Origin of the sequence: Pseudonocardia kongjuensis (genome assembly GCF_039526905.1) — a bacterium.
GTDB classification, from domain to species: Bacteria; Actinomycetota; Actinomycetes; order Mycobacteriales; family Pseudonocardiaceae; genus Pseudonocardia; species Pseudonocardia kongjuensis.
On the sequence record NZ_BAAAJK010000011.1, the window covers coordinates 183697 to 198246 of the forward strand.

Annotated in this window: 18 protein-coding genes, 1 tRNA gene, 1 other RNA gene and 2 pseudogenes; 14 read left to right on the forward strand and 8 right to left on the reverse strand. The window is 74.5% G+C overall.

Features of this window, described 5'->3' with window-relative positions; genetic code table 11:
* Positions 1–48: 48 nt before the first annotated feature.
* From ABD160_RS16080 to ABD160_RS16090, 3 genes are read left to right on the forward strand one after another with little or no spacing between them, the layout of a single operon-like run.
* Entirely contained in the window at positions 49–993 is a 945-nt protein-coding gene (locus tag ABD160_RS16080; protein ID WP_344023172.1) for a metal ABC transporter substrate-binding protein, read from the forward strand.
* On the forward strand, positions 990–1727 hold the full coding sequence (locus tag ABD160_RS16085; RefSeq protein WP_344023174.1) for a metal ABC transporter ATP-binding protein: 738 nt from the start codon (positions 990–992) through the stop codon (positions 1725–1727). Before ABD160_RS16080 ends, ABD160_RS16085 begins: the two co-directional genes overlap by 4 nt.
* Positions 1724–2584 (forward strand): metal ABC transporter permease, encoded by an 861-nt coding sequence (locus ABD160_RS16090; protein ID WP_344023176.1) that lies wholly within the window; start codon positions 1724–1726, stop codon positions 2582–2584. Before ABD160_RS16085 ends, ABD160_RS16090 begins: the two co-directional genes overlap by 4 nt.
* A 16-nt stretch (positions 2585–2600) precedes the next feature.
* On the opposite strand, the gene ABD160_RS16095 is transcribed toward ABD160_RS16090, so the two are convergent.
* Together ABD160_RS16095 and ABD160_RS16100 are read right to left on the reverse strand one after the other, a co-directional pair.
* Positions 2601–2957, reverse strand: coding sequence for an STAS domain-containing protein (locus ABD160_RS16095; protein WP_344023178.1), 357 nt, complete (start codon positions 2955–2957; stop codon positions 2601–2603).
* Positions 2958–3169: 212 nt separating this feature from the next.
* Positions 3170–3517, reverse strand: a complete 348-nt coding sequence (locus ABD160_RS16100) for a hypothetical protein (protein WP_344023180.1) — start codon at positions 3515–3517, stop codon at positions 3170–3172.
* A gap of 321 nt (positions 3518–3838) precedes the next feature.
* Between ABD160_RS16100 and ABD160_RS16105 the strand changes: the two genes are divergently transcribed.
* The 5 genes and pseudogenes from ABD160_RS16105 (at position 3839) to ABD160_RS16125 (ending at position 5636) form a co-directional block, all read left to right on the forward strand.
* Positions 3839–4294: a helix-turn-helix transcriptional regulator gene (locus ABD160_RS16105; RefSeq protein ID WP_344023182.1), complete on the forward strand. Its 456-nt coding sequence runs from the start codon at positions 3839–3841 to the stop codon at positions 4292–4294.
* A 10-nt stretch (positions 4295–4304) separates the two neighbouring features.
* Complete coding sequence (locus ABD160_RS16110) at positions 4305–4715, forward strand: VOC family protein (RefSeq protein WP_344023184.1); 411 nt, start codon at positions 4305–4307, stop codon at positions 4713–4715.
* A 40-nt stretch (positions 4716–4755) separates the two neighbouring features.
* Positions 4756–5058 (forward strand): annotated as a pseudogene (locus tag ABD160_RS16115) (DUF6886 family protein); the annotation flags it as partial.
* A 109-nt stretch (positions 5059–5167) separates the two neighbouring features.
* Entirely contained in the window at positions 5168–5287 is a 120-nt protein-coding gene (locus ABD160_RS16120) for a DUF6886 family protein (protein ID WP_344023302.1), read from the forward strand.
* 16 nt (positions 5288–5303) lie between these two features.
* On the forward strand, positions 5304–5636 hold the full coding sequence (locus ABD160_RS16125) for a VOC family protein (RefSeq protein WP_344023186.1): 333 nt from the start codon (positions 5304–5306) through the stop codon (positions 5634–5636).
* A 42-nt stretch (positions 5637–5678) separates the two neighbouring features.
* On the opposite strand, the gene ABD160_RS16130 is transcribed toward ABD160_RS16125, so the two are convergent.
* Complete coding sequence (locus ABD160_RS16130; protein WP_344023188.1) at positions 5679–6557, reverse strand: bifunctional 5,10-methylenetetrahydrofolate dehydrogenase/5,10-methenyltetrahydrofolate cyclohydrolase; 879 nt, start codon at positions 6555–6557, stop codon at positions 5679–5681.
* 208 nt (positions 6558–6765) lie between these two features.
* Here ABD160_RS16130 and ABD160_RS16135 point away from each other — a divergent pair, with 208 nt between their 5' ends.
* The gene (locus ABD160_RS16135; protein ID WP_344023190.1) at positions 6766–7230 is read left to right on the forward strand and encodes a hypothetical protein; all 465 of its coding nucleotides are present in this window, start codon (positions 6766–6768) and stop codon (positions 7228–7230) included.
* Positions 7227–7562 (forward strand): winged helix-turn-helix domain-containing protein, encoded by a 336-nt coding sequence (locus ABD160_RS16140; RefSeq protein WP_344023192.1) that lies wholly within the window; start codon positions 7227–7229, stop codon positions 7560–7562. Before ABD160_RS16135 ends, ABD160_RS16140 begins: the two co-directional genes overlap by 4 nt.
* 35 nt (positions 7563–7597) lie before the next feature.
* Here the strand turns inward: ABD160_RS16140 and ABD160_RS16145 are convergent, their stop codons facing one another.
* Positions 7598–8278 (reverse strand): SDR family NAD(P)-dependent oxidoreductase, encoded by a 681-nt coding sequence (locus ABD160_RS16145; RefSeq protein WP_344023194.1) that lies wholly within the window; start codon positions 8276–8278, stop codon positions 7598–7600.
* 85 nt (positions 8279–8363) lie between these two features.
* Here ABD160_RS16145 and ABD160_RS16150 point away from each other — a divergent pair, with 85 nt between their 5' ends.
* The gene (locus ABD160_RS16150; RefSeq protein ID WP_344023196.1) at positions 8364–8777 is read left to right on the forward strand and encodes a winged helix-turn-helix transcriptional regulator; all 414 of its coding nucleotides are present in this window, start codon (positions 8364–8366) and stop codon (positions 8775–8777) included.
* A gap of 150 nt (positions 8778–8927) precedes the next feature.
* Here the strand turns inward: ABD160_RS16150 and ABD160_RS16155 are convergent, their stop codons facing one another.
* From ABD160_RS16155 to ABD160_RS16165, 3 genes are all read right to left on the reverse strand, one after another.
* Positions 8928–9611: a DsbA family oxidoreductase gene (locus ABD160_RS16155; protein WP_344023198.1), complete on the reverse strand. Its 684-nt coding sequence runs from the start codon at positions 9609–9611 to the stop codon at positions 8928–8930.
* A gap of 158 nt (positions 9612–9769) precedes the next feature.
* The gene (locus tag ABD160_RS16160; RefSeq protein WP_344023200.1) at positions 9770–10273 is read right to left on the reverse strand and encodes a DapH/DapD/GlmU-related protein; all 504 of its coding nucleotides are present in this window, start codon (positions 10271–10273) and stop codon (positions 9770–9772) included.
* A gap of 331 nt (positions 10274–10604) precedes the next feature.
* Positions 10605–10692, reverse strand: a tRNA-Ser gene (locus ABD160_RS16165).
* A 79-nt stretch (positions 10693–10771) separates the two neighbouring features.
* Here ABD160_RS16165 and ffs point away from each other — a divergent pair.
* The 3 genes and pseudogenes from ffs to ABD160_RS16180 all read left to right on the forward strand — a co-directional run bounded on the left by ffs (position 10772) and on the right by ABD160_RS16180 (position 13741).
* Positions 10772–10866, forward strand: an RNA gene (gene ffs, locus ABD160_RS16170) — signal recognition particle sRNA small type.
* A gap of 70 nt (positions 10867–10936) precedes the next feature.
* Positions 10937–12556: pseudogene (locus ABD160_RS16175) on the forward strand (DNA polymerase III subunit gamma and tau); the annotation flags it as partial.
* A 489-nt stretch (positions 12557–13045) separates the two neighbouring features.
* On the forward strand, positions 13046–13741 hold the full coding sequence (locus ABD160_RS16180) for a hypothetical protein (RefSeq protein WP_344023304.1): 696 nt from the start codon (positions 13046–13048) through the stop codon (positions 13739–13741).
* 9 nt (positions 13742–13750) lie between these two features.
* Here the strand turns inward: ABD160_RS16180 and ABD160_RS16185 are convergent, their stop codons facing one another.
* Entirely contained in the window at positions 13751–14521 is a 771-nt protein-coding gene (locus ABD160_RS16185; RefSeq protein ID WP_344023202.1) for an N-acetylmuramoyl-L-alanine amidase, read from the reverse strand.
* Between the last annotated feature and the right edge of the window lie 29 nt (positions 14522–14550).

Here is a 14550-nt window from a genome sequence, read left to right on the forward strand (position 1 = left end):
AATCTCCTGTCCTTGCCGTGTGGCGGCTCGTGCCACATAGTGTTCGCCATGCCTAACTCGCGCTGGCTGCCGCGGCGAACTCCGGCGCTCGCGGCGGTCCTGCTCGCGGTGGCGGTGCTGGCCGGCGCGTGCGGCCAGGGACCGGCCCCGGGCGCCGCCGACGACGACCCGCGGCCGGTGGTGCTGGCGACCTTCACGGTGATCGCCGACATGGCCCGCGAGGTCGGCGGCGACCGGGTCCGGGTCGAGTCGATCACCCGGCCGGGCGCGGAGATCCACGACTACGAGCCGGTGCCCGGGGACCTGGTCCGCGGGGCCGGGGCGGATCTGGTGCTGGACAACGGCCTGGGCCTGGAGCGCTGGTTCGAGCAGTTCGTCGACCGCTCCGAGGCCACCTCGGTGACCGTCAGCGAGGGCGTCGAGGTGCTGCCGATCGTGGCCGGCGAGTACCGCGACCGGCCGAACCCGCACGCCTGGATGTCGCCGGTGGCGGGGGAGCGGTACGTGCAGAACATCCGGGACGCGCTGATCGAGCTCGATCCGGCGGGCCGCGACGTCTACACCGCGAACGCCGAGCGCTACGCCGCCGAGATCCGCCGGGTCGGCGACGACCTGCGGACCGAGCTCGGCGCCCTGCCCGAGACCCAGCGGGCCCTGGTGACCTGCGAGGGCGCCTTCTCCTACCTGGCCCGCGATCTCGGCCTGCGCGAGGCGTACCTCTGGCCGGTGAACAGCGACGCCGAGGGCACCCCGGACCAGATCGCGAGCACGATCGGCTTCGTCCGGGACAACGCCGTCCCCGCGGTGTTCTGCGAGAGCACCGTCAACGACTCCGCGCAGCGCCAGGTCGCGGCCGAGACCGGGGCCCGCCTCGCCGGCCCGCTCTACGTGGACTCGCTGTCCGAACCGGACGGTCCGGTGCCCAGCTACCTGGAGCTGCTCCGGCACGACGCCCGGGTGATCGCCGACGGGCTCACCGGGGGTGTCCGGTGACGGTGCTCGACGTCCGCGGGGTCTCGGTCCGCTACGGCGAGGTGACCGCGCTCGACGCGGTCGACCTGCAGCTCGGCACGGGCACCGTGTGCGGCCTGCTCGGCGCCAACGGCTCCGGCAAGTCCACCCTGTTCAAGGCCACGATGGGCCTGCTCCGGCCGTACGCGGGCACCGTCCGGATCCTCGGCGGCGACGTCCGGTCGGCCCGCCGGTCCGCCGCGATCGCCTACATGCCGCAGGCCGAGGCGATCGACCCGGACTTCCCGGTCACCGCCCGCGAGGTCGTCCTGACCGGGCGCTTCGGCCGGATGGGGATCGCCCGCCGGGCCCGCGCCGCGGACCGGGCGGCCGTCGACGACGCGCTCGCCCGGGTCGGGCTGGCCGATCTCGCGGGCCGCCAGATCGGCCGGCTGTCCGGCGGGCAGCGCAAGCGCGTGTTCCTGGCCAGGGCGATCGCCCAGGACGCCCCGCTGCTGCTGCTCGACGAGCCGTTCGCCGGGGTCGACCGGGGCACCCAGGAGGCCATGACGACGGTGCTGCACGAGCTGCGCGACGACGGCCGGACCGTGCTGGTCTCCACGCACGACATCGCGGGCGTCGACACGCTGTGCGACCGGGCGGTGCTGCTGGCCGGCCGGCTGCTGGCCGACGGCCCGCCGTCCGCCGTCGTCACACCGGAGGTGCTCGGCCGGGTGTTCGGCATCCCGCCGGTCCGCGAGGGGGAGGCCCGATGATCGCCTGGCTGCTGGAGCCGCTGCAGTTCGGGTTCATGCAGCGGGCGCTGCTGGTCGCCGTCGTGGCGGGCACGGTCGGCGCGCTGCTGTCCTGCTGGCTGACCCTGGTCGGCTGGTCGCTGATGGGGGACGCGGTGTCGCATGCGGTGCTGCCCGGGGTGGTGCTGTCCTACATCGTCGGCATCCCGTTCGGCGTCGGCGCGTTCGTCTTCGGGGCCGGCGCGGTCGGGTTGATCGGGCTGGTGCGCCGCACCTCGCGGGTCAAGGAGGACGCCGCGATCGGCGTCGTGTTCACCGGGCTGTTCGCGCTCGGGCTGGTGCTGATCTCGCGCACGCCCAGCGACACCGACCTGTCGCACATCCTGTTCGGCAACCTGCTGGGGCTCTCCACCGGTGACGTCGTGCAGATCGTCGTGCTCGGGCTGGTCACCGTCGCGGTGGTGCTGCTGCGGCACCGGGACTTCACCCTCGTCGCCTTCGACCGGGTGCACGCGCACGCGATCGGGATCGATCCGCGCCGGGTCGAGGCGCTGCTGCTCGGGCTGCTCGCGCTGGCCGTCGTGGTCGCGCTGCAGGCGGTGGGGATCGTGCTGGTCGTCGCGGTCCTGATCATCCCGGGGGCGACCGCGTACCTGCTGACCGACCGGATGGAGCCGATGCTGGCGGTCGCCGTCGCGGTGGCCGTGCTGTCCGGGGTGGTGGGCAGCTACGTCAGCTACTACGCGAACGTCTCCACCGGCGGATCGGTCGTGCTCAGCCTCGCCGTCGCGTTCGTGCTGGCCTACCTGTTCGGGCCGCGGCACGGGGTGATCGCCCGGTACCGCGGCGCGCGGCGGCCGGTGCCGGCGGGCAGCTGAGCGGCCCGGGCCCTGCTCAGCCGTCCTCCAGGACGGTCAGCGCGCCGCTACCGGCCAGCGCCCGGTGCACGTCCCGGGTCCGTCCGCGGCGGATCCGGACCCGGGTGCCGTCCCGGCGGACCGCGACGAGGGTCTCGATCGCGGCGGTGCCGAGGTGCTCGACGCCGGACAGGTCCAGCACCACGCAGCGGGCCGGCCCGGTCAGCTCCCGCAGGAAGCTGCCGAGGGCGGCGGCGGACGCGCCGTCGACCGCGCCCAGGCAGCACACCACCAGGCGTCCACCCGGCCGGTGGAACGCCGTCGCGCACAACGCGCCGGTGGCCAGCCGGTACGTGGGGCAGGTGCCGGTCGCGGTGGTCTCGGGCAGGGGCATCGTCGTCACCGTCACCGGGTCGAGGCGGGCGGGGCGGTGGCGGGACCTCATGGCGGTGCGGTCCCGCCACCGACCGCTGGGACACCGCCGCGGCTGATTCGTCACACCGACGAGATATCGCCCACAGCGAGGCAACCCACGCAGGACGGGCCCCGGGGCATGGTCGCCCCGGGGCCCGTCCTGGTGTCCGCGGATGCGGACCTCGTCAGCTGTCAGCCGATGCTGTCGCCGGCCCCGGAGGACTGGGCGCAGGCGTCGGACTGGTCGGTGACCGAGTCGCCGCTCTTGGCCGAGGCGTCGCCCAGGATGCCGAGGGCACCGGTCAGGCCGTTGCCCGCCGCCGCGTCCTCGATCGGAACCTGGACGCCCAGCACGTTGACCGGCACGTTGTTGTTGCAGACCTGGACCGGCACGTTGACGTTGTTGCCGTTCAGACCCGCGATGAGGCCCTTGGCGTCCTTGTCGATCTCGCTGCCGCCGTCCGAGGCGAACGCCATCGGGCTGATGGCGAGCAGGGCCGCCGCCGATGCCGCAACGACGATTCCAGCCTTCTTCAGCACAGTTTGCTCCTGATGTGTCGTGGCCGTGCCCGAGAGCCCGCCCCTCCGTGTCGGCACAACGAACAGGTGGGAGCCCGTACCGACTGCCGAGAATGATCGCGATCCGTTGGCCTGCAAAGCAATGCGCGCAACCCCATCGAGCTAATGAATTACCGACGGTTCCGATACTCGCTGAATGGGGTGAAATCGATTCGGCCGGAATGCGACCGGAACGGGAGTTTTCGGCGACCCGGGGCGACGGACTCCCCGATCGGGAGATGCCGGACGGGTGACCGGTCCCGGTCACGGAGGGTGCGGTCCCGCCCGTGGCACGATGACGGCATGGGCGGGGGCCGGACGGAGGAGCAGCGGCTGCGCGACATCGTCGTCCTCCGGCGGGTGCGCGACCGGATCGACCGGGAGTACGCCCGGCCGCTGAACGTCGAGGCGCTGGCCCGCGGGGCGCACATGTCGGTCGGTCACCTGAGCCGCGAGTTCCGCCGCGTCTACGGCGAGTCGGTGTACTCGTACCTGATGACCCGGCGGATCGAGCGGGCGATGACGCTGCTGCGCCGCGGGGACCTGACCGTCACCGAGGTCTGCTTCGCGGTGGGCTCGTCGTCGCTGGGCACCTTCAGCACCCGGTTCACCGAGCTGGTCGGTGTGTCCCCGAGCGTCTACCGGCGCGACCACTCGCAGGCCGCCGAGGGCATCCCGCCGTGCCTGGCGAAGCAGGTCACGAGGCCGGTCCGGAACCGGTCAGGAATCGAGAAGCCCGGACCGGACGACCGTCCCTAGGGTCGTCGCCATGAGCCTCAGCATCCACTACGCCTTCCTCCCGCACACCGACGCCGACGCCGCCATCGGCTTCTACCGCGACACGCTCGGCTTCGAGATCCGGCAGGACGTCGGCTACCAGGACATGCGCTGGATCACCGTCGGCCCGGCCGGCGGGGCCGGCACCTCGATCGTGCTGCACCCCCCGGCGGCCGATCCCGGGGTCACCGACGCCGAGCGCAGCACGATCCTGGAGCTGATCGCGAAGGGCGCCTACACCGCCGTCACGCTGGCCACCGACGACCTCGACGGGCTGTTCGAGCGGCTGCAGGCCGCCGGCGCCGACGTCGTCCAGGAACCCATCGACCAGGACTACGGCGTGCGCGACTGCGCCTTCCGCGACCCGGCCGGGAACCTGATCCGGGTCAACCAGGTCGGCTGAGCCCGGGGACCCGCGGCCCCGGCTGCGGGACGATGGGGTGATGCGTCCCGACGCCGGACAGGTGCTGCACTTCTCCGAGGACCCGACGATCACCGTGTTCGCGCCGCACGTCGCCCGGACCTCCCGGCAGGCGGCCGCCTACGTGTGGGCCGTCGACGCCGAGCGGGCACCGGCCTACTGGTTCCCGCGACAGTGCCCCCGGGCGATGGCCTGGACCACGCCGCGCACGACGACCGCCGACGCCGCGCACATCATCGGCCCCGGCGCGGGCTCGCGCGTGCACGCCGTCGAGTACGCGTGGCTGGACCGGATCCGGAGCGTCGAGCTGTTCGCCTACCGGCTGCCCGCGGAGCCGTTCACGCCGCTCGGGGAGCCGGAGCCGCACGCGCACGTCGCGACCGCGACGGTTCCGGCCGCTCGGGCCGCCGGAACCGGTCGGCGACCTGCTCGCGCTGCACGAGGCGGCCGGGATCGGGCTGCGGGTGCTGCCCCGGATCGGCGACTTCTGGGCGGCCGTCGCGGCGAGCACGCTCGGGTTCAGCGGGATCCGGCTGGGCAACGCGCAGGCCTGACCCCTACCGTCCGCCGGTGTTCTTCTCCTGGGAAGCGCTGACCGTGGACGCCCGGGACCCGCGGGCCTGCGCCCGCTGGTGGGCCGAGACCCTCGGCTGGGAGGTCGCTCCGGACGGGCTCGAGGTGCGTCCGCCGGACGGACGGCGTCCGAGCCTCTTCTTCGAACCGGCCGCCGAGGGCAAGACGACGAAGAACCGTCTGCACCTCGATCTCCGCGTGCAGGACCGGGCCGCTGCGGTCGAGCTCCTGGAGGCCCGCGGTGCGACGCGCGTCGACATCGGACAGGGCGAGGCCGCCGAGTGGATCGTCATGCGGGATCCGGAGGGCAACGAGTTCTGCCTGCTGTAGTTGCGGGCCGGGTGAGCCGCGCGGCCGGATCCGGGTGCCGCCTCACGCTCCGGCGGCCATCGCCTCCGCGGCGTCGATCGTGTTCCGGAACAGCATCGCGACCGTCGTCGGTCCGACCCCGCCGACCCGCGGGGTGATCGCGCCGGCCGTCCCGGCGCAGGACTCGTCGACGTCGGGCAGCAGCCGTCGTCCGTCGTAGCGCACCCCACCGCCGATGACGACGCCGCCGGGCCGGACGTGCTCGGGCCGGACGATCCCCGGCACCCCGGCGGCGGCGACCAGGATGTCGGCGGCCCGGGTGTGGGCGCCCCAGTCCGGCACCCCGGTGTGCACGACCGTGACGGCGGCGTCGGCGGTCTCCCGCTTCTGCGACAGCAGGATCGACAGCGGCCGGCCCAGCGTCGCGCCCCGGCCGAGGACGACGACGTGCCGGCCGCGGACCGGGATGTCGTAGTGGTCGAGCAGTGCCTCGATCCCGGCCGGCGTGCACGGCGTCGGCGCGGGCAGCCCGGCCGCCAGCCGGCCCAGGTTCACCGGGTGCATGCCGTCGACGTCCTTGTCCGGGGCGACGATCTCGAGCGCGGCGCCGTGGTCCAGGTGCGCCGGGAGCGGGTGCTGGACGAGGACGCCGTGCACGTCCGGGTCGTCGTTGAGGGCGCGGATCGCGTCGTGCAGCTGCTGCTGCGTGGTGTCGGCGGGCAGGTGCACGTGCGGGGAGCGGAACCCGAGCGCGGCGGCCCGGCGCTGCTTGATCCGGATGTAGCCGGCGCTCGCGTCGTCGTCGCCGACCAGGATCGTCGCGAGCGAGGGGACGGTGCCGCGCTCGCGGAGCACCCGGGCCCGGGCCGTCACGGACGCGAGGACCGCCTCGGCGACGGGTGCGCCGGGCAGCAGGCGTGCGGGGGAGGGGGAGATCGTCATGGGACCGCCTCGGCGGGCACCCAGGCGGTCGGCACCCGCGATCCGGCTTCCCGATGGTTCCCCATCCTCGTCCCGCCAGTCGCGCTGCCACCCACCATGCCCGACCGGTCGCGCCCCGTCGAGTGCGCGGTGACCTGCCCGGTTGACCTGTCCTGTCGAACTCGCATACGCTTTCCATATCGAAAGTTGATGCAGACGGGAGAACGACATGTCCGGGACCCCCGAGCTCGACCAGGTCGCCGAGGCGCGCCGCAGGCTCTCCGTGCACGCCGAGCTCCCACGGACCTACTGGGCCCTCTACGGGATAGCGCTCGTGCTGATCGCGGGAATCCCGATCTGGGCGTCGTACCTGCCCGGCGGGCTCCCGGGCGTCCAGTGGGCCCTGCTCGTGGTGGCCCTGGCCGCGGCCGCCCACGCGGTGATCGGCCGCCGCCGGTCCGGGGTGCACCTCCCGCGCCGGATCGGCGCCTACCCCGGTGCCCGGCGGCTGTGGCTCGCCGTCCTCGTCGCCACCGTCGCCGGCCTCGTCGGTATCCAGCTGCTGGTCGCGAACGGGCTCCGGCCGGCCGCGCTGGTCCTGCTGGTGGTCGTCGCCGTGGCCGTCTTCCTGGGGCAGGTCCGGATCCGTTCCCGGATGCGCGACGACATCGCGGCCGGCCGGGTCACGCCGTGAGCGGTGGCGCCGGCGACGCGGCCGCGGGCGAGCGGCACGCGATCTTCGAGACCGGCCCCCGGCTGGCGCTGTGCGCCCTGCTCCAGGGCGCGGACTGGGTCGAGTTCGGCACCGTCCGCGATCTCGTCGGGGTCAGCGACTCCGCCGTCTCCAAGCACAGCCGGACCCTGGAGGAGGCCGGTCACCTCGAGGTCCGCAAGGGCTCGGTCGGTCGCCGACCACGGACCTGGCTGCGCCTCACCCCGGCCGGTCGCGCGGCCCTGCGGGGCCACCTCGCCTGGCTGGACGGGCTGCGCAGTGCCATCGACAGCCCACCGCCGGCAGGTTCCTGAGCGGCGGACGGCCGGGCCCGGGCCCGTCGAGCTCCTCACGGGGCGGCGTAGGGATGTTCGGCACCGTCCCGGGTGCGGTAGAGGTTCCAGTAGTGCCGGGCGATGGTGTCGGCCCGGGTCGCGGGCCCGCCGGCGCCGATCCAGGTGAAGATCGGGACGTGCGCCACGTACACACCGGTACCGGCGGTGGCCTGGTGCAGCTTCAGCGCATAGGTGCGCAGCGCGCCGCTGCCGATGGCGGTCGCGGTGAACTCGGTCGGCGCTGCGAGCGGATCCATGGAGGAGCCGCCGGTCGTGTAGATCACGGTCCCGCTGCCGCGTTCGACCATGTCGGGGAGGACCTGCCGGGTGGCGGCGATGCCGCCGTAGAGGTAGTAGTCCAGCTGGGGCTGGAGATCGTCGCGCGTTGCCCGGAGCGGATCCGGATCGGCCGGGCCGGGAACGGGATCGTGCGGGGCGGGCGAGTACTCGAGCACGTCGACGGCGCCGAAGCGGCCCTTGATGCGGTCGAACGCCGCAGCGATCGACGGCGGATCCATGACGTCGGCGGCGAACCCGGCCGCCTCGATGCCGTTGCGGGTCAGCCCGTCGGCGAGCTGATCGAGCTTGTCCCGGGTGCGGGAGACGAGCGCGACGGAGAAGCCGTGGCTGCCGAAGGTGGTGGCGATGGACAGGCCGAGGCCGGGGCCGGCCCCGACGATGGCGATGACGGGCATGACGGGATCTCCTGTTCGGGTCGGTCGTCGTGGGACGTCGTCACATACTGTTGGTGCGGTTACCTGCTGAGATGGAGGTGTCGAGGTGGCGGCAGCACGACAGATCGCCGGTCCCTGTCAGGCGTGGCCCGGGGACGGCGCGTTCATCCGGGAGGTGCTGGACCGGATCGGCGACAAATGGACGGTGTTGATCATCAGCACCCTGAGCACGGGCCCGCTGCGCTACTCCGACCTGCAGGCGAGCATCCCCGGGATCTCGCAGCGGATGCTGACCCGGACGCTCAAGCATCTCGAGCGGGACGGACTGGTGACCCGGACCGCGTACGCCCAGGTCCCGCCGCGGGTGGACTACGAGCTGACCGGCCTGGGCCGGTCGCTGATGGACGCGGTGATGGCGATGGCCGGTTGGGCGGTCGCCCACCACCGGGAGATCGCCGCCAACCGGGCCACCAGCGAGCGGACCGGGGTCGGTCGGGGCAGGGCTCGGGTCACGACGTAGACGGGTCGGAGGCCGGCCCTGCCGACCGATCCGTCGGATCCGGGTCGGTGGCCCCGTCGTCGGAGGGGTCGATCCGGCAGGTCCCGGTGTCGGGCTCGCACCAGCCGGCTGCGGGGGCCGCGACGATGTGCAGGCCGTCGCGCGGTTCGCTCACGACGCACGCTCGACCGGTACCGGGCCGGCCACCTGCGCCAGCAGCTGCGCGTAGACCTGCACCGCCTGGGCTCCCGGAGCGCCGACCCGGCGGTCGATCACCACGAACGGGACACCGGTCGCGCCCAGCGCCAGGCCCTCGGCCCGGTCGGCGCGCACGCGGTCGGCGTACTCGTCGCCCGCCAGGATCTCGCGGACGCGCCGGCCGTCGATCCCGGCCGACTCCGCCGCAGCGGCCAGGGCGGCAGGGGCGTACGGATCGAGGTCTCCGGAGAAGAACCCGTCCTGAACCCCGGAGAAGAACTCGAACCCGAGTCCCTGATCAGTGGCGTACTGCACCACGCGGTGCAGGTCGAAGGTGTTGGCGCTGAGTCGGTCCAGGGTGAACGGGAGGCCCTCGGAACGGGCGACGGCCTGGATCTGCTGCTCGCCCCGCAGGACGTCGGCGGCGGTGCCGCCGTGGGTGCGGATGAATGCCTGCTCGATCGTCTCCGGTTCACGGGACGCCGCGGGGTTCAGTTCGAACGACCGCACGCGGATCTCGAACCGGCCCGCGTCCGGGCGCCGGGCGATCGCGGTCCGGAGCCGGTGCTTCCCCAGGTAGCACCACGGGCAGCCGAGATCCGACCAGAACTCGATCGCGAACGTCGAACCGCCGGGGTGCGGTGCCTGATCAACCATCGTCCCTCTCCTACCTCACTGCTGGTTCGTAACAGCATCATGGGTGAGTTGTGGAGGGTCTACAAAAGGCACTTCGGTGTGCGTGCGCCCGGCAGGTACGGAGGGCGTTCCGGGCCGGCGTACGCCGCCGTCGATCGCACCCCGTTCGTCCGGACCCGTCAGTCGATGACCTTGATGACCCGCGCCGGGACGCCACCCACCACGGTCCGCTCAGGCACGTCACGGGTGACCACGGCTCCGGCTGCGACCACTGCGTCGTCGCCCACGCACACGCCCTGCATGATCATCGCCGAGGCGCCGACCCACACGTTGCGTCCGATCCGGATCGCCCCCGTGGTCACCCCGGTCCGCCGCTCCTCCGGGCTCACGGGGTGGCCGGAGGAGATCAGGCTGACGCCCGGGCCGAGCATCACGTCGTCACCGATCTCGATGCCGCCGAGATCATTGAAGCGACAGTTCTGATTGATGAAGACGTTCCGGCCGACCCGAATTCCGACCCCGTGGTCCGAGTAGACCGGAGGTATCAGGTGGAACGAGTCGTCGACCGCCTGGCCTGTGAGTTTGCTCCAGGCCTCGCGAATCTCCTGCTGGTCCGCATAGCGGAGTGAGTTCAGGTCCTCGGTGCGGGCAATTGCACGTCGGACCTGGTCGGCGAAGCTCACTCGTCCTCCTGTGCCGACCGCGTCGATCGGATCGCAGTTCACCAGGTCGCACCACGACGGAGAAGTGCCGGTCCCGGGAATCGAGTCTCCGACGAAGGGCGCCAGGCGCGGCGCGATGCTACCGGCGCCGGCCCTGCCCGGCCGGGTGCCACTCCGCCGCGAGGCGCCGGCCACGTCGCGTGCCGGACGGCCGGGCGGGGCCGCCCGGATCGGGGTCTCCGGTGGGAGCCGGCGGCGCGGGGTCACGGGCCGAGGGCCGTCTCGCAACAGCGCCGAACGCCGAACGCCGGGCCGCCCACGAGGGGCTGCCCGGCGCTCTGCCTGCTGCGGCTGGCGGAGGATACGGGATTTGAACCCGTGAGGGATTGCTCCCAACACGCTTTCCAAGCGTGCGCCCTAGGCCACTAGGCGAATCCTCCGCGGAGAAGGCTACCTGCCGTCTCTCCCGAACCGTCACCGCCCCCTCGCGCTGCGGGGTCCCCGGCGTGGCACACTGTCCGTGGACCCCGTGCGGCGTCCATCCTGTGAACTCCCCCAGGGCCGGAAGGCAGCAAGGGTCAACAGGCTCTGGCGGGTGCGCGGGGTCCCCTCATGTTCCGGGCCGGTGTCGCGGCCCGTCCCGCGCCTCGAGGAGTGTCGGACCCCCTCGGTAGCCTCGCGGTCGTGGCTCTGGCTCTGTACCGCAAGTACCGCCCGGCCAAGCTGGCCGACGTCGTGGGGCAGGAGCACGTCACCGAGCCCCTGTCGACGGCGCTGACCGCGGGCCGCATCAACCATGCGTACCTGTTCTCCGGCCCGCGCGGCTGCGGGAAGACGTCGTCGGCGCGGATCCTGGCGCGCTCGCTGAACTGTGTGCAGGGGCCGACGCCGGACCCCTGCGGCGAGTGCTCCTCGTGCGTGGCACTGGCCCCGGAGGGGCCGGGCAACATCGACGTCGTCGAGCTCGACGCGGCGTCGCACGGTGGCGTCGAGGATGCCCGGGAGCTGCGCGACCGCGCGTTCTACGCGCCGGCCGAGTCGCGCTACCGGGTGTTCGTGGTCGACGAGGCGCACATGGTCACCAACCAGGGTTTCAACGCGCTCCTCAAGATCGTCGAGGAGCCGCCGGAGCACCTGGTGTTCGTGTTCGCCACCACCGAGCCGGAGAAGGTCCTGCCGACCATCCGCTCGCGGACGCACCACTACCCGTTCCGGCTGATCCCGCCGGGCACCATGCGCTCGCTGCTGGAGCGGATCTGCGGCGAGGAGGAGGTGACCGTCGCCCCGCCGGTGTTCCCGCTGGTCATCCGGGCCGGTGGCGGCTCGGCCCGGGACACGCTGTCGGTGCTCGACCAGCTCCTGGCGGGCGCCGGTCCGCAGGGGGTGACCTACGAGCGGGCGGTCGCGCTGCTCGGCGTCACCGATGCGGGGCTCATCGACGACACGGTGGACGCGCTGGCCGCGGCCGACGGCGCCGCCGTCTACGGCGCGGTGGACCGGCTGGTCGAGGCCGGTCACGATCCGCGCCGCTTCGCCTCGGACCTGCTGCAGCGCTTCCGCGACCTGATGCTCGTCCAGGCGGTGCCCGACGCCGCCGAGCAGGGCCTGGTCGACGGCGCTGCCGACGAGCTGTCCCGGATGGCGGACCAGGCGGCCCGGGTCGGCCCGGCGACGCTGACCCGCTACGGCGAGATCCTGCACCAGGGCCTGATCGAGATGCGCGGGGCGACCGCGCCGCGGCTGCTCCTGGAGCTGCTGTGCGCGCGGATGCTGCTGCCCGCGGCGACCACCTCCGACGGCGGCCTGCTGGAACGGCTGGAGCGGATCGAGCGGCGGAACGCGATCGTCTCCGATCCCGCCGGCCCCGGCGCCGACGACGGCGGCCGGGCCCGGCAGTTCGTGCGGCCCAGCGAGCGGCCCGCCGAGCCGGGTCCCGCGGCGGGATCCCGGCCCGCGGCGGCCGGTTCCGCCGCACCGGAGCCGGCCACCGGATCGGGCGCGGCGCGTTCCGCGGAACCGGCTGCCGGGGATGCCGGGGGCTCGGGCGCCGTGCGTTCCGCGGAACCGACCGCTGCCGGGCCGGCCGGCCGTGGCACCAGTGAGACCGCCGGACCGGGTGCGACGCGTTCCGCGGGACCGGCCGGAGCGGGGCCGGGCACGGGCGAGACCGCCGGACCGGGCGCTGCGCGTTCCGCGGGACCGGCGGGCGCCGGGTCGGCCGGGCCGGGCACGGGGGACACCGGCGCGCGTTCCGCGGAACGCGCCGCGGGGGTTGCCGCAGGGTCGGGTTCGGGGGAGACCGCCGATCGGGGGGCCGCGCGTTCCGCGGAACCGGCCGGTGCCGGGTCGGCCGGACCGGGCACCGGCGAGCCCGCCGGACCGGGCACGGGCGAGACCGCCGGACCGGGCGCTGCGCGTTCCGCGGGACCGGCGGGCGCCGGGTCGGCCGGGCCGGGCACGGGGGACACCGGCGCGCGTTCCGCGGAACGCGCCGCGGGGGTTGCCGCAGGGCCGGGTTCGGGGGAGACCGCCGACCCGGGGGTGGCGCGTTCCGCGGAACCGACCGGCGCCGGGCAGGCCGGTCCGGGCGCGGGCGACCCCACCGGTCCGGGCGCGGGCGACGCCGCCGGGCCGGGCGACGCCGCCGGACCGCCCGCGGCGCGTTCCGCGAAACCGGCTCCGGACGGGCCCACCGAGCAGGCCCCACCGACCCCACCGGCGACCACCCCCGCCCCGCCGCGGGACGGGGCACCGCCGGACGCCGCGCCGCCGGCGTCCGCGCAGCCCGCCCCGATGGCGGCCTCGCTGGACGCCACCGCCGTCCGGCGGGTCTGGCCGGAGATCCTCGCCGCGGTCCGCAAGCGCAGCCGCAGCACCGAGGCGCTGCTGGTCAACGCGACCGTCCGGGCCGTCGACGGGGACACCCTGGTGCTCGCGATCGGGGCGCCGCCGCTGGCCAGGCGGCTCTCCGAGCAGCGCAACACCGACGTGATCAGTGACGCGCTCCGGGCCGTCCTCGGCGTGCAGTGGCAGGTCCGCTGCGACCAGGGCGAGGCCACCGCCGCCCGCAACCGGCCGGCTGCCGAGCGCCCGCAACGCCCGATCCCGCAGCGCCCGTCCCAGCGGCCCGGCGGCGGCCACCAGGGCGGTGACCACCAGGGCAGCGACCGACAGGGCGGTGACCGACAGGGCGGTGACCAGCAGCGCGGCGGCCGCCCGGCCCGGCGCCCGGCCGGTCCGGACTCCGACATCCCGCTGCCGCCCGAGCCGCCCCCGGACGACGCCCCGCCCGATCCGAACGAGACCGGCGGCCGGTCCGGCGGCGTGGCCCGCCCGGCCCGGCCGGTCAGCGAGGCCGAGGTGGAGGAGTCGATGCTCGCCGAGGCCGCGGCCGAGGCGGCGACGCCCGGCGTCCGGCGGGACCCGGAGGCGGCGGCGCTGGAGATCCTCACCACCCACCTGGGCGCGCGCACGATCGACCCGAAATGACGGTGCCGGTCAGCGCCCGAGGTACCCGAGCACCCCGGCGCTGACCGCGTCGGCGTACCGCTCCCGGCCCTCCGGGCTCGACAGCACCCGTGCCTCCGCGGCGTTGCGCATGTTCCCGGCCTCGACCAGCGCCGCCGGGACGGTCGAGTGGTTCAGCCCGGCGAGATCGGGGCGGCCGTCCAGCCCGTCCTGCCCGATGTAGCCGGCCGGGGTGAAACCCCCGGCCCGCAGCGCGTCGCGCAGGGTGCCGGCGAGCCGCAGCGCCTCCGGTCCGGTGCCGTGCACCGGCGGATCGGCGTGCGCCACGTGGAACCCGGCCGCGGCCGGCGCCGCCCCGTCGGCGTGCAGCGACACCACCGCCGCGGCCCCGGCCCGGCCACCCGCCGCGCCGCGCTCGTCGACGCAGGGGCCGACGCCGTCGTCGTCCGGCCGGGTCAGCACCACCCGCACACCCGCGGCCTCCAGCCGCTGCCGGACCCGCTGGGCGAGGTCCCAGTTGAAGGCGTGCTCGGGATAGCCGTCGTCGGTGGCGGTCCCGGTGGTGTTGCAGGCCTTCGTCCCGCCCCGGCCGTCCGGCACCGGACGGTTGATCGCGGCCGGGTCCGCGGCGTTGCCGCCGTTGTGCCCGGGATCGAGCACGACCACCGGCGGCGGCGCGGGTGGGACGGGTTCCGGGGTGCCGGACGGGGTGACCGGGGCGGCCGGGGCGGCTCCGGCGCACGCCGCGCAGAGCGCGACCGCGGCCAGGACGACGGCGACGGGACGGATCGGGGCGTGCACGGTCGGAGAGCCTGACACGGCTACCCTGG

Excerpts from the sequence above, each read along its gene's own strand:
- ABD160_RS16135 (WP_344023190.1), top strand. The coding sequence starts at position 6,766 with ATGTCCGGGACCCCCGAGCTCGACCAGGTCGCCGAGGCGCGCCGCAGG.
- ABD160_RS16180 (WP_344023304.1), top strand. The coding sequence starts at position 13,046 with ATGGCGGCCTCGCTGGACGCCACCGCCGTCCGGCGGGTCTGGCCGGAG.
- ABD160_RS16080 (WP_344023172.1), top strand. The coding sequence starts at position 49 with ATGCCTAACTCGCGCTGGCTGCCGCGGCGAACTCCGGCGCTCGCGGCG.
- ABD160_RS16090 (WP_344023176.1), top strand. The coding sequence starts at position 1,724 with ATGATCGCCTGGCTGCTGGAGCCGCTGCAGTTCGGGTTCATGCAGCGG.
- ABD160_RS16130 (WP_344023188.1), bottom strand. The coding sequence starts at position 6,557 with ATGACGATCTCCCCCTCCCCCGCACGCCTGCTGCCCGGCGCACCCGTC.
- ABD160_RS16095 (WP_344023178.1), bottom strand. The coding sequence starts at position 2,957 with ATGCCCCTGCCCGAGACCACCGCGACCGGCACCTGCCCCACGTACCGG.
- ABD160_RS16105 (WP_344023182.1), top strand. The coding sequence starts at position 3,839 with ATGGGCGGGGGCCGGACGGAGGAGCAGCGGCTGCGCGACATCGTCGTC.
- ABD160_RS16145 (WP_344023194.1), bottom strand. The coding sequence starts at position 8,278 with ATGCCCGTCATCGCCATCGTCGGGGCCGGCCCCGGCCTCGGCCTGTCC.
- ABD160_RS16110 (WP_344023184.1), top strand. The coding sequence starts at position 4,305 with ATGAGCCTCAGCATCCACTACGCCTTCCTCCCGCACACCGACGCCGAC.
- ABD160_RS16155 (WP_344023198.1), bottom strand. The coding sequence starts at position 9,611 with ATGGTTGATCAGGCACCGCACCCCGGCGGTTCGACGTTCGCGATCGAG.